This is a genomic window from Flavobacterium adhaerens, from assembly GCF_040045115.1.
Classification (GTDB): Bacteria; Bacteroidota; Bacteroidia; order Flavobacteriales; family Flavobacteriaceae; genus Flavobacterium; species Flavobacterium adhaerens.
The window spans coordinates 544,297-557,477 of record NZ_JBDLZX010000001.1 but is presented as its reverse complement, the minus strand read 5'-3'; the positions used below and the strand labels follow the sequence as shown (position 1 = coordinate 557,477).

10 protein-coding genes are annotated in these 13,181 nt (G+C 32.6%); 2 read left to right on the top strand and 8 right to left on the bottom strand.

Translation table 11 applies throughout. The features are described 5' to 3' along the window. Positions 1-5 precede the first annotated feature (5 nt). Together ABEB18_RS02375 and ABEB18_RS02370 are read right to left on the bottom strand one after the other, a co-directional pair. Positions 6-1,745: a sodium:solute symporter family protein gene (locus tag ABEB18_RS02375; protein WP_348797416.1), complete on the bottom strand. Its 1,740-nt coding sequence runs from the start codon at positions 1,743-1,745 to the stop codon at positions 6-8. Between the two features lie 121 nt (positions 1,746-1,866). After that, positions 1,867-4,398 carry a PIG-L family deacetylase gene (locus ABEB18_RS02370; protein WP_348797415.1) on the bottom strand — a complete coding sequence of 844 codons (2,532 nt, stop codon included), beginning with the start codon at positions 4,396-4,398 and terminating at the stop codon, positions 1,867-1,869. Between the two features lie 276 nt (positions 4,399-4,674). Between ABEB18_RS02370 and ABEB18_RS02365 the strand changes: the two genes are divergently transcribed. Next, positions 4,675-5,646, top strand: a complete 972-nt coding sequence (locus tag ABEB18_RS02365) for an alpha/beta hydrolase (protein ID WP_348797414.1) — start codon at positions 4,675-4,677, stop codon at positions 5,644-5,646. Positions 5,647-5,662: 16 nt separating this feature from the next. Here the strand turns inward: ABEB18_RS02365 and ABEB18_RS02360 are convergent, their stop codons facing one another. The 6 genes from ABEB18_RS02360 to ABEB18_RS02335 all read right to left on the bottom strand — a co-directional run bounded on the left by ABEB18_RS02360 (position 5,663) and on the right by ABEB18_RS02335 (position 9,692). Next, the gene (locus ABEB18_RS02360) at positions 5,663-6,205 is read right to left on the bottom strand and encodes a hypothetical protein (RefSeq protein ID WP_348797412.1); all 543 of its coding nucleotides are present in this window, start codon (positions 6,203-6,205) and stop codon (positions 5,663-5,665) included. 37 nt (positions 6,206-6,242) lie between these two features. After that, entirely contained in the window at positions 6,243-6,776 is a 534-nt protein-coding gene (locus ABEB18_RS02355; RefSeq protein ID WP_348797410.1) for a mechanosensitive ion channel domain-containing protein, read from the bottom strand. Between the two features lie 3 nt (positions 6,777-6,779). Continuing rightward, positions 6,780-7,361, bottom strand: coding sequence for a Maf family nucleotide pyrophosphatase (locus ABEB18_RS02350; protein ID WP_348797409.1), 582 nt, complete (start codon positions 7,359-7,361; stop codon positions 6,780-6,782). Continuing rightward, on the bottom strand, positions 7,354-8,280 hold the full coding sequence (locus tag ABEB18_RS02345; protein WP_348797408.1) for a geranylgeranylglycerol-phosphate geranylgeranyltransferase: 927 nt from the start codon (positions 8,278-8,280) through the stop codon (positions 7,354-7,356). The genes ABEB18_RS02350 and ABEB18_RS02345 overlap by 8 nt, the downstream gene beginning before the upstream one ends. Positions 8,281-8,419: 139 nt before the next feature. Next, positions 8,420-8,947 carry a KdsC family phosphatase gene (locus ABEB18_RS02340; protein WP_348797407.1) on the bottom strand — a complete coding sequence of 176 codons (528 nt, stop codon included), beginning with the start codon at positions 8,945-8,947 and terminating at the stop codon, positions 8,420-8,422. Next, the gene (locus ABEB18_RS02335) at positions 8,931-9,692 is read right to left on the bottom strand and encodes a Rossmann-like and DUF2520 domain-containing protein (protein WP_348797406.1); all 762 of its coding nucleotides are present in this window, start codon (positions 9,690-9,692) and stop codon (positions 8,931-8,933) included. The genes ABEB18_RS02340 and ABEB18_RS02335 overlap by 17 nt, the downstream gene beginning before the upstream one ends. Before the next feature lie 197 nt (positions 9,693-9,889). Between ABEB18_RS02335 and ABEB18_RS02330 the strand changes: the two genes are divergently transcribed. Next, on the top strand, positions 9,890-13,108 hold the full coding sequence (locus ABEB18_RS02330) for a cytochrome c biogenesis protein (RefSeq protein ID WP_348797405.1): 3,219 nt from the start codon (positions 9,890-9,892) through the stop codon (positions 13,106-13,108). Positions 13,109-13,181: the final 73 nt, after the last annotated feature.

The window sequence follows — 13,181 nt, the reverse complement described above, 5'->3', positions numbered from 1 at the left end:
TTTCGTTATTCTGTTAAGGTGATAGAACTTACAGATTCCTCATCCTTAGAAATATAATTTTGAAGAAATATTGATAGTAGAATTGTTAGCAAGGCACCAATAAAATTCAACCATAAATACCCCAGTTTTTCACTTCCGCTAGGATAGATAAAGATGGCAAAATAATAGATAATAAAAATGGTAATTTGGCTTATTACTGCACTATAAAAAATAGCATTGCCACGTATTTTTTGGATATAAAAACCAACCAAGAAAATTCCCAAAACCGTTCCGTAAAATATCGATCCAATAATATTTACTAATTGAATTAAATTTTCAAAAAGGGTTGCGATACATGCAAAACCAATAGCAATTATACCCCACATCAATGTAAAAAGTCTCGAAGCATTAAGGTAATGTTTGTCGGATTTCTCTTCTTTGATATTGCGTTTGTAGATATCGATAGCAGTTGTAGAGGCCAATGCATTGAGACCAGAAGCTGTAGAGGACATGGCTGCCGAAATGATTACGGCAAGCAATAATCCAATTAACCCTTTTGGTAAATAGTGAAGTATAAAATAGAAAAAAACATAATCTTTATCATTTGTTTCGGCTCTTTTATCTGCCTTTGAAATGATTTCTCTAGCCTGTGCTCTCAGTTCTTTTTCCTTTAAGGCCAAATCTACTAGCTCTTTTCGAAGCGTAGGGTTGTCGTAATCTTGGTTAAGTTGATCTATATATAATAGATTAACTACTTTTTCGTCTTCGGATATATTGTCTAATTTCTTTTGAAGGGCTTGGTATTCTTCTTTGTATTGAGAATTTTCGACGATTGTTTTATTGTTTGGATTGAAGTTTATTGGAGTTCCGTTAAATTGAAAAAACACGAAAACCATAACACCAGTCAATAAAATCAGAAATTGCATAGGTACTTTTAAAAGACCATTCATAATCAATCCCATTTGACTTTCTCGAACAGACTTTCCAGATAAATATCTTCCAACCTGAGATTGATCTGTACCAAAATAGGCCAACGCCAAGAAAAAACCACCAGTTATTCCGCTCCAAAATGTATATTTTTCTTCCAAATCAAATGAGAAATCAACAATATTCATCTTCTGGTTGGCACCAGCAATGTGCATTGCACTGTTAAGGGTCATATCGTTGGGCAAATAATCAAAAATTAAAAAAAAGGTAATGACCATTCCAGCCAAAATAACAAACATTTGTTGCTTTTGAGTGACATTTACAGCCTTTGTTCCTCCAGAGAAGGTGTAAATAATAACAGAAATACCAATAATAATATTTGTAAATGTCAAATCCCAACCCAATAAAGCCGATAGTATTATAGAAGGAGCATAAATAGTAATTCCGGTTCCGAGTCCTCGTTGAATTAAAAATAGAATAGCGGCTAGAGATCGTGTTTTTAGATCAAATCTCTTCTCTAAATATTCATATGCTGTATAGACTTTGTATTTATGGAAAATAGGTATAAAAGTCACGCAGATTACGATCATGGCAATAGGTAATCCAAAATAGAATTGAACAAACCCCATTCCGTCATGATAAGCCTGCCCTGGCGTGGATAGAAATGTAATTGCACTGGCTTGCGTGGCCATTACCGAAAGTCCAACTGTAAACCAAGGTGTTTCATTGTTTCCTAAAATATATTCTTCTACATTTTTACTGCCACGTGTTTTCCAAGCGCCGTAAATTACTATAAATAAAAGTGTTATGATTAGTACAATCCAGTCAAATAATTGCATAGTCTAAGAGTATAATTTCATAATTAAATAAAAAACAATGATAAACAAAGCATTGGCAATCAATACTAAGGTGTAGCTTTTGGACCAAATTTTAGGATCTTTCGGTTTCATGTTTTCTGTTTTATGGTTTTATATTTTGATCGGGAATCGTTGTAGATGATTTAATTGAAATCATATTTGAAAGTAATTTATAGGCTCCCGAAACGCCTTCTGGTAATTCTCTAAAAAAGCTTAATCCAGTATAAATGTAATTTCCTTTTCCATAAGGAGCAATTAATAAAGCTCCCACTTTTGCAGATTCACCTTTATCGTGTGAGGATATGATAGGAGTGAAGACTTTGTCAAAATCTCTAGGATAATACAAACCTTGTTCTTGTTTCCATCCTTTAAAATCATTTTCAGATATAGTATTTGGATAGTTCAAAACGGGATGGTTAGGGGCTAGGAATTTAACATCGGCATTTTCTTCAGTAACTCGGTCGTTTGAAATTTTTAACGGATAAGGAGCAATATTAGAAGTGACCAAATCACCAGCGGTATTGTATTGTGAGATCATTGTTTTGCCGCTTTTTACAAAATCAAATAAAATGTCTTGTTTGTACGCTAATGTTTTCAGGGTGTTGTAAGCGCGAATTCCAGTCATTACAACATCAAAAGATTCTAATTTCTCTGGTGTAATTTCTTCTGGTTTTACAAGAGTTACTTTGTATCCCATTTGGGTTAAGCTTTGGGGGACTTCATCACCGGCTCCCATAATGTAGGCAATTTTTTCTTGATTAGTTTTCAAATCGATTCGGATGCATTTTATTTCCGAAGTTTTCAAGACTTGTTGTTTGGTAATATGATCATAATTGATAATAGTTTGTTCTTTATCATAAGCAACATTGTCAATTGTAGCAATACTTTTTGCAAAAACTTCGCTCATTTGAGTAGGAGGTGTAACTTCAAAATACACGGTTTGCTCCATACCTTTTTTGTCCAACTGAAAAGGAATAGATTCTGGAGTAACTTTCCATTCTTTTGGTAAATCTAATTTTAAATTTCCGTTTGTATTATTTTTTCCAGCCTTGATATTAATCCCGATATATTTTGGTTTAGAATTTGGGAAAAGCAATACCTTGTCTTGGATTGAGGTTGTTACCACTGGTACAATATCCAGGAAGTTATAGACTTCACCTTTTACATCATCGTTGTATTTGTACACGACAGTTCGCTCAAATGGGATTTCTACATTGTCTATTTTTAGGTTAAAAATTACTTTTACTTCTCGAATAATGTCTGGAATTCCAATGTTCTGTTGGTTGGCAACCGTATATAGCCCTACAGTTCCTTTGTCTTTTAGCCAATATGGCTGAGTGTAGTTTAGAGATTCAGGTATGTGTATGTTAAGTGAATAGTTTTGTACTAAATTGTTTTTTAGTTCAGTATTTAATACAGTAGTTTTAGAATCGGGTAGCATGGTAACACTTAGTAATTCTATCTTAGTTTTACTTCTGTTAATGGCTTCCAAAGTTAGTTTTATTTCACTATTGAGCGTAGTTTCTTGTGTGTCTGAAACGGCTTCCAAGAATAAACCAGAACAATCGGTGATTATTTTTTTTATTTCTTCGGATTTGATAGTTTTCCAATGATTTTCATTCAGTTCTTGAATCATTGAATATGCTTTTAATAAGCTTGGGATACTTGCCGATGGATTTTTAAAATCATAACCATCAATGATAGTATTTATCAAATCTCCGATAGGTTTTCCTCCTTTTATTCGATTCCAGCTGGTGTCTATTCCGTCAAAAAGAGTGTTTTTGTTTTGCAAAGGTTCTCCTTTCAAAAATTCTAAATATTCATGATCTTCTCCACGAGAACCGGTGCTTCCAAAACCTTGTGATTTGTGACTACTACGACTTAAGGCAGCAATTTCTTGATTGGATTTTCCGATTGTCGCATAATAAACGCCAGTTGGTAGAGCAATTAGATTAGATTTATTAGCAGCTTCAAATTTTTCTTTACTGCCATAAAACCACCATGAAGTATTAAAAAATACTCTTTTGGGTTGCCAAGGTTGTACCATTTGCAATTGCTCAGGAAAAGCTGTTGCTGAATGGGCTAAATCAAATCCTTCCAAACTCAACATTGCTGATGCGGTATGGTGTCCGTGTGTAGTACCTGGAGTTCTATGGTTAAAACGATTAATAATTACGTCGGGTTGAAATTTTCGGATTACCCAAACTAAATCCGAAAGCACTTTTTCTTTGTCCCAAATTTGTAAAGTTTCCTCTGGATTTTTGGAATATCCAAAATCATTAGCTCTAGAAAAAAATTGTTCTCCGCCATCAATTTTTCTAGCTTCAAGAAGTTCTTGTGTACGGATAACGCCTAATAATTCTCTTAATTGTGGACCAATTAAATTCTGACCGCCATCACCTCTGGTCAATGATAAATAACCTGTTCTAGCATGAATTTCATTGGCCATATAAGATATTAATCGGGTGTTTTCGTCATCAGGATGAGCTGCAATATAAAGTACAGTTCCTAGAAAATTAAGTTTCTGAATTTGATTGTATATTTCTGCCGATGTTGGTTTTTGTGGTTTTTGTGCATGGGCAATTTGTACTGAAAGAACGAAAAGGATAAAAGATTTTAAAAGAAGCTTTCGCATAGAACTTTTTTTTAATGAATTGAACAAATTGGTTCAGTTTCAAAAATAGTAATTTAATAAGGGGGGATTTATATATTACTCTAAAATTTATGTTAATGTTTAAAGGTTTAGGTTGAATATTATAATGTTTTAAGCCTAAAATAATTGTTTTTTTCTTCAAAAAATAACCTTATTATAGCTAATTAATTAAAAATATAGTGCTAAATTTGAGAATATCGGTTATCGATTTTTGATTGACCTATTTAACCCCCTTTTATCTAGATTTACCTGTATAAAATGAATAGACTCTACAAAGAAGATATCTTGAAGAATGGTTTTGAGCAAACCATTATCAACCAACGAAATGATTACGAAGGCAAAGTAACCGCTACTTTAATCAGGAAACTTAGTCCGTTTGTATCCTCCAAGGCCATTTTGTATGTACACGGGTTTAATGATTATTTTTTTCAAGAAGTTTTGGCCGATGAATTTTTAAGGAATGGATATAATTTCTATGCTTTGGATTTGAGAAAATACGGAAGATCTATTTTGAAAAATCATCGTCCTAATAATATGAGATCGTTGACTGAATATTATGATGATATCGATAAAGCATTAGCTATAATGAACGAAGAGGGGAATCAGAATGTAGCGTTGTATGGACACTCTACTGGAGGGTTGATTATTACTTTGTATGCTTCCGATCGAAAAGAAGACGAATTGTTTGACGAATTGATTTGTAATAGCCCTTTTTATGATTTTAATGTCCCTTGGATTCAAAAGAAAACGATTATTCCGCTACTTTCTTTATTAGGGAAACTAAATCCTAATTTGTCTTTACCGATTGGTTTTTCTAAGTTTTATGGAAAAAGCTTGCATAAAAGCGATTTTGGCGAATGGGAATATAATTTGCTATGGAAACCCCATAGTGCTCCTACTATAAATGCTGGTTGGGTCAATGCTATTTATCAAGGTCACCAAAAGATTTCTAACGGGATTTCTATTGATAAACCAATACTGATATTGCATTCATTAGAATCCGTTTATCCAAAAAAATGGGATAATATTATGTTTGAAGGGGATGCGATTTTAAATGTAAAAGACATAATAGAAAAATCTAGATTTATAGAATCACCGAAGAAAGAAGTTGTAGGTTTTAAAGGAGCCATGCATGATTTAATTTTGTCAAAAAAATCAGTTCGGGAAAAGGTTTTTAAGAACATCTTCGGATGGTTAAATGTAAGTGTAAAAAAAACAGCTACTTATTAAGTAGCTGTTTTTGGTTTTAGTCTCTTCCTTTGTGTTTGTCATTTTTATGATGACCATTATGATTTCCGTTATTATGGTGATCGTGGCGATCATGGTCATGATCGTGGTTGTTATGGCGATCATTTCTGTTATAATCTCTTCTGCATTTTTGAGGTTTTCCTTTGTATCCTTTATAGTATTTTACTTTATGAGAATTGAAATACACATAAGGTGTTTTACCTCTATAGTTGGTTAAAACTACTTTGTACCCATTGTATAAGTCATAATTTCTGCAATAACTAGGTAGTCTTTTTGCACGTATCCATTTGTTTTGTCCGTAATAAATAAACTCTGCAAGTCTAATGTCATAATAAACTTGGATGTCTGGCAAATAATAATACTGCATATTATCATAACCAACTGGGCCCCATTCTGGAGGAGAGGCAATGATAACTTTTGGTTTTTCAACAACCACAACTGGGGGAGGAGGAGTGCCAATATTAACATTGACAGATACTTGTGCTTGCATTGAGCTTGCTGCAATAATTGCTAGTCCTGTAAATAATTTAATAGTTTTCATGATATAAATTTTAGATTTAGGTTAATATTAAGTCGAGTTAATCTGTAAACTCTGTTTCGGGAACTGATGGCTTTTTTAAGACCGTTATTCCTTTTTGAAAAAATAAATTGTTTGGATAAATAATTGTTTCTCCGTTATTCGTTTTTAATGTTACGTGAAAGGCTCCTATGTCTTTTATTTCGCCTTCTTCCAAATAGTCTTTATCGTGTATGATTATAGAATCACCTATTTTGAAAGGGAATGAAAAAAATAAAATTATGCCTGATGTTATATTGCTTAAAATAGACCATTGTGCAAACATTGCCACACCAATAACAGTAGCGATAGAGGATATAGTTATAAAAATGTCTTTTGCCTGTACTCCCCAAATTAATATCAAGGTTATTGATGCTAATATGGTGATGAGAACATTAATATATTTTATAACCAAATTGGTTCTTCTTTCAATGATTTCGCTCGTTTTAGCATATTTCTTTACTATTTTTGAAACAACAGCACGGGCTAAAAAAACAATCAATAACAGGATACCTGTACTAATTTCTTCTCGGATGTATTGATTAAAAAAGTCCATTTGTTACAAATTGTTTAAATAAGCATATACTTTGTCTGTTGGCATTCCCATTACGTTGGCATAAGATCCTTCTATTTTTGAAACCCCAATGAAACCGATCCACTCTTGAATTCCATAAGCTCCTGCTTTGTCGTACGGTTTGTATTTTTCTAAATAATAAAGAATAGATTCGTCACTTAACGCTGCAAAGGTCACTTTTGTTGTTTCGCATATTGTATTTATTGTTTTATTTGTTTTAAAGCAAACCGATGTTATGACCTCGTGTGTGCTATTTGATAATGATTTTAAAATTGTAAAAGCATCTTGATGATCCTTTGGCTTTCCTAAAGGACAATTATTGTGCCAAACAATAGTATCACTTGTGACCAAAATATCATTTTGCTCTAATTCTCCGTCAAAAGCATTGGCTTTCAGTATAGAAAGATAATTGGTGATTTCTTCTTTTTTTAGTTCTGGAGGGAAAATTTCTGCTATTTCTTTTAGGCGAATCTCAAAATCAAGATCTAAATCTTTAAAAAATTGTTGCCTTCTTGGCGATCCAGAAGCTAATATGATATTGTAATTTTTGAGTTTTTCTTTAAGCATAATGAAGTATATTATAAGTAACTATTGCGATAGAAAATAATCCAAAGAGTATAATTAGTTTCAAAACTGAGCTTAAATGATGAAATTCTTTACTCTTTTTGGCATCGGCCATTTTTATAATAAAATAAATAAAAGGAGCTACTATAAATAATAAGGTATAAATCGTGGCTAAATGCAAATTGTTATCGAAGAAATAGGTTTTCATATACAATACGACCATTACCAATGGAATTGTGCTTAGCCCAAGAACAATTTTGGATGTTCTACTTATCCCTAATGCAATGGGTAATGTGTTCATTCCTTGGTTGTAATCACCATTTACATCTTCTAAATCTTTAACAATTTCACGTAAAAAATTTATAATGAAAGCAAATAATGCATAGTCCAAAAGTATCGAAAATAGATCGGCAACTGCTTGTCTGTTCTCTACAGTGATTATTGGTAAAAGATCAAAAAGGCCAATAATAATTACACTAAAAGCCAATAGAAGTGCAACTACGACATTTCCAATCAAAAACATTTGTTTTAAACTTGTTGCGTATAGGTACAGTGTTGCTGAAATGATAATGAAAATGGACGCAAAAACAGGCTTACCAATTAGATTGGATAAATAAAAACCGATTCCAACTCCTAAAATGGTAACCAAAAAATAAAGGTTGTAGGCCAATGTTTCGGTAATACTTTTGCCAACAACAACTTGATTGGGTTTGTTACTGTTGTCTGTGGCCTGATCCATAATATTGTTAATGATATATCCTCCAGCTGCAATTGCCAGTGTTGCCAAAACTAGTAATATATATTGCCAGTTATTAAGTGCTAATGGAATGTTTTGAAAACTCAAAAAACCATATCTAAAAAGGAACTGCATTAAAGCCAGCATTAGAAGGTTTTGATAGCGTATTAGCTTAAGAAATTTCATAATAAGAATTCAGTATTCAGTTTTTTTTAGTGTTTAAATTGGTGAATTGTATTTTTAATGTTTAGAGTTTTGATTTTCAATACTTATGCCGTCTTATTGCATTGTCTTTTTTAATTGAATACTAAAACCTGATAACTAATTAATCGTGTTTTCCATCAAAATAAGCCATCCATTTGCCTTGCACTTTCATCACTTGTTCGATTACATCTCGAACAGCTCCTTTTCCGCCGTTTTTATGCGAAATATATCTAGAAATGCGTTTGATTTCTGGACTAGCATCTTGTGGACAACTTGGTAGTCCTACTAATTTCATCACGTGGTAATCTGGAATGTCATCACCCATATATAGTACCTGTTCAGGATTTATGGTATAAGCTTCTGTGTATTCATAAAAAGTTTTTACTTTGTCTGGCGTTCCTAGATGGATGTCTGAAACACCCAGATTTTTAAGTCTAATTCTTACTCCTTCGTTGCTTCCTCCCGAAATAATGCAAACGTTATAACCGCTGTCAATCGCTGCTTTTAACGCAAAACCATCTCGTATATTCATTGAGCGTAACATTTCACCTTCATTGGTAACCAGAACAGATCCGTCGGTGAGTACTCCATCTACGTCAAAAACAAACGTAGTAATTTCATTCATTATTTCTTTATAGCTTTTTGCCATGATTTTGTATTGATTGTGTTAGTATTTTGTAAATAGTTTTTTGATATTCTTCGGATAAAAATTGTTCATGTGCATTGATGGTAGCAACATCATTTCGTTTTGCTGGCCCAGTTTGTGCTTCTTTTGGCGAAAGCGTTTCTATTTTTTGAGCAGTTTCTAGAATTAAAGGTTTTAAAATATTAAAAGGAATATTGTTATCATAACAGATTTCACTTCCAATTTGATACAAATGATTTGTAAAATTATTAACAAAAACCGCTGCTACATGTAACGCTTTTCGTTGTTGAGAATCTATTTTATAAATATTATCTGAGATTGAACCTGCTACTTTTTCGAGTAATTCATAATCATTTTCGATTTCAGCTTCCAAACAAAATGGTATTCTTTTAAAATCTACTGTTTTTCCTTTGGTAAAAGTTTGCAAGGGATACAAAACTCCTTTTCTGTTTTTAGTATCTAATACTGAAATCGGAGTACTTCCAGAAGTGTGTACCACAAAACGATTTTGAAACGGTAATTGTTTAGAAACTGTAGATATGGCATCATCAGAAACGGCAATAATGTATAAATCAGCGTCTAATAGCGTGTTCCAATTATGGGTTATTTTGTTGGTATTTAGGTTTTTATGAAGTTGTTTTTGACTTCTGGAAAATACCTGAACAATCTCTATTGATTTACTTTTTGAGAAAGCATCAATCAAATGTTGAGCAACATTTCCAGACCCAATAATTGTAATTTTTATCATAACACAAAATTAACAAAAAAAATGAGTTGCCGAATCCAAAGTTGTATTGTAGGATATAATAATTATCGCTATTATTTTTTAATTAATGTTTAAAAAAAGGGAGTAGTTTTTGGTTTTAATTAACAATTATATGTTAAAACAAGTGAGTGATTTTAAGTATTTTTGCGACACTTTATACAAACGAAATTTGTTCTCTTATGGATAAAAAAATATTTTCTTTTCTTTTTTCTACCCGATTAATGGCTGTTTTGTTCCTAGCATTTGCGATAGCAATGGGAGTTGGAACTTTTGTTGAAAGTAAATACAATACTGATACAGCAAGGATTTGGATTTATAACACTTGGTGGTTTGAAGCCATAATGGTTGTTTTTGTGATTAATTTCTTCGGGAATATAAAACGTTATCAATTACTTAAAAAAGAAAAGTGGGCATCATTACTACTTCATTTGTCTTTTATTTTTATAATTGGAGGTGCTTTTGTAACTCGTTATATTAGTTTTGAAGGAATAATGCCTATACGCGAGGGAGCTATCGAAAATAAATTCTATTCAGATAAAACCTTTTTGACTCTTTTTGTTGATGGTGAACATCAAGGTGAAATGAAGCGTCGTGTTTTTGAAAAACCAGTTTTGTTGTCACCAGTTACCGATAATGATTTTACAATGAAAGGCGATTTTTCTGGAAACAACTTTGAAGTTCATTATGAAAATTATATCATGGGAGCCAAGGAGTTTGTTAAGCCTGACCCAAAAGGAAATTTGTATCTTAAATTAGTCGAAGCTGGAGGGGGTGGTCGTGAAGAGCATTTCTTGAAATCGGGTGAAGTACAAAATATTCACAATGTTCTTTTTGCATTGAATCATTTTACAGAAGGCGCTATCAATATTAATACTACGGGTGCAGAATATACGATTCAAATGCCATTTGAAGGGAACTATATGCGTATGGCCGATAAAAAGCAAGGTAAAGTTGTTAAGGAGATTGTACAGCCATTAATGATGCGTTCCTTATATAGTATTGGCGATATTCGTTTTGTTTTCCCAGAACCAGCAGTTACTGGTGTGATTGCTTATGAATCGAATAATGATTACAAGGCAAAAAGCCATGAAGATGCATTGACCGTGAAAGTGATTGCCAACGGAAAAGAAGAAACAGTTACTTTATTAGGTTCTAAAGGTAGAACAGGTGAACCTAAAACTGTAAAAATAGGGGAGATTGAATATTCATTCTTCTTTGGTAGTAAAGCTTATGAATTGCCTTTCAAAGTTAGATTGAATGATTTTATAGCTCAAAAGTATCCAGGGACTGAGAAAAGCTATTCTTCTTTTGAAAGTCAGGTTACCGTAATTGATTCTGTTAAACCATTTGATGCTAGAATTTATATGAACCATGTCTTGGATCACGAAGGATACCGTTTTTTCCAGGCTTCTTTTGACCCAGACGAAAAAGGAACTGTTTTGTCGGTTAATCATGATTATTGGGGAACCAATATTACTTATCTAGGGTATTTATTGTTATATATTAGTATGATTGCTGTATTGTTTGTAAAAGATTCTCGTTTTGCAGAATTGAAAAGAAAATTGAATGCTATCAAAAAGAAAAAAGCAAAATTATTGACTGTTTTAGTTTTATTATTCAGTATTTCAAGCTTTGCTCAAGATCATAATCACGATCACGATCACAATCACAATCATGATCATAACCACGATCACGCAACAGAAGCACAAGCCGAAACTACTCCTCATGTTCGTGTAAAACCTACTCAGCAACAATTAGATTCCTTAATTACCACCTTTACGGTATCTAAAGAACATGCTTCAAAATTTGGGCGATTGATTATTCAAGATGCAGGAGGAAGGATGAAACCGATTAATACTTTTTCGTCAGAGTTATTGCGTAAAGTAAGTCATTCGGATACTTATAAGGGAATGAATTCGGATCAGGTATTTTTGTCGATGACACAAAGTGCTCAGTTGTGGATTGAGGTTCCGTTGATTTATATCAAATCAGGAAATGACAGTATTCGTAAAATTATCGGAATTGATCCAAAAGATAAATTCGCTCCTTTTATTGCTTTTTTTGACGAAAAGGGAAATTATAAATTGTCACCTTATTTGGATGCTGCTTATAAAGCTGCCAATCCAAATCAATTTGAAAAGGATTTTGTTGAAACGGATAAAAAAGTAAACTTGATGGAATCGGCGTTGAGTGGTAGTATCTTGAAAATTTTTCCAATACCGAATGATGCAAATCACAAATGGGTTTCATTTTTAGAACTTGGGAGTGCTGGTTTAAAAGGAATGGATTCTACTTATACCAAAAGTATTTTACCTCTTTATTTCGGAACATTATCTCACGCTATTCAGTCTAAAAACTACAAAACAGCTGATGAGTTATTGGGAAGCATAGATGGTTTTCAAAAGAAATTTGGTGCAAAAGTAAGACCATCTGAGGATAAAATTGATTTAGAAATCGCTTACAATAAATATGATTTACTTCAAAAGTTATCTTATTGGTATCTTTTTGCAGCAATTTTGATGTTTGCATTCACTATTATTCAAATATTCAAGGACACTAAAGTAATTCGCATTTTAGTTAACATCATGCATATTACTATTGCAATATTATTTTTATTGCATACTATAACATTAGGAGCGCGTTGGTATATTTCGGGACACGCACCTTGGAGTAATGCTTATGAGTCTATTGTATATGTAGCTTGGTCAACAATGTTATTTGGGTTGATATTTGATATAAAATCGAAACTTACTGTCGCTTCGGCTGCATTTGTAACCTCGATGATACTTATGGCGGCATATATGAATTGGATAGATCCAGAGATTGCTAATTTACAACCGGTTCTTAATTCGTATTGGTTAATGATTCACGTAGCAGTTATTGTAGGAAGTTATGGACCAACTGCTTTAGGAATGATTTTAGGTTTTGTTTCGCTTCTTTTAATCTTGTGTACAACAGAAAAGAATAAAGAAAAAATGGCTTTAAATATAAAAGAACTGACATATATCAACGAAATGGTTTTGACTATTGGTTTGATTATGTTGACTATTGGAAACTTCCTTGGCGGACAATGGGCTAATGAAAGTTGGGGTCGTTATTGGGGATGGGATCCTAAAGAAACTTGGGCGTTAATCAGTATTATGATATATGCTTTTGTGATTCATGCTCGTTTTGTTCCAGCATTGAGAGGAAAATGGTTCTTTAATCTAATGAGTATGTTCGCTTTTGTATCTATTTTATTTACCTATTTTGGAGTTAATTTTCACTTGGTAGGATTGCATTCTTATGCTAGTGGTGAAGCACATTCATTAAGCTGGATTTGGTATTCATTAGGGGCAATTTCACTAATTGGAGCTGTAACTTATCCAAAATACATTAAATTCTATAAAAAGAAATAATTTTTTTGAGCATCTTAAAAATACAGAATGAGTCAATCTTACAGGTTGGCTCTTTTTTGTTCCTAAAATTTTT

What these genes read in the sequence shown, in the direction of transcription:
- ABEB18_RS02375 (WP_348797416.1), bottom strand. Translation starts at nt 1,745, where the DNA reads ATGCAATTATTTGACTGGATTGTACTAATCATAACACTTTTATTTATA.
- ABEB18_RS02370 (WP_348797415.1), bottom strand. Translation starts at nt 4,398, where the DNA reads ATGCGAAAGCTTCTTTTAAAATCTTTTATCCTTTTCGTTCTTTCAGTA.
- ABEB18_RS02365 (WP_348797414.1), top strand. Translation starts at nt 4,675, where the DNA reads ATGAATAGACTCTACAAAGAAGATATCTTGAAGAATGGTTTTGAGCAA.
- ABEB18_RS02360 (WP_348797412.1), bottom strand. Translation starts at nt 6,205, where the DNA reads ATGAAAACTATTAAATTATTTACAGGACTAGCAATTATTGCAGCAAGC.
- ABEB18_RS02355 (WP_348797410.1), bottom strand. Translation starts at nt 6,776, where the DNA reads ATGGACTTTTTTAATCAATACATCCGAGAAGAAATTAGTACAGGTATC.
- ABEB18_RS02350 (WP_348797409.1), bottom strand. Translation starts at nt 7,361, where the DNA reads ATGCTTAAAGAAAAACTCAAAAATTACAATATCATATTAGCTTCTGGA.
- ABEB18_RS02345 (WP_348797408.1), bottom strand. Translation starts at nt 8,280, where the DNA reads ATGAAATTTCTTAAGCTAATACGCTATCAAAACCTTCTAATGCTGGCT.
- ABEB18_RS02340 (WP_348797407.1), bottom strand. Translation starts at nt 8,947, where the DNA reads ATGGCAAAAAGCTATAAAGAAATAATGAATGAAATTACTACGTTTGTT.
- ABEB18_RS02335 (WP_348797406.1), bottom strand. Translation starts at nt 9,692, where the DNA reads ATGATAAAAATTACAATTATTGGGTCTGGAAATGTTGCTCAACATTTG.
- ABEB18_RS02330 (WP_348797405.1), top strand. Translation starts at nt 9,890, where the DNA reads ATGGATAAAAAAATATTTTCTTTTCTTTTTTCTACCCGATTAATGGCT.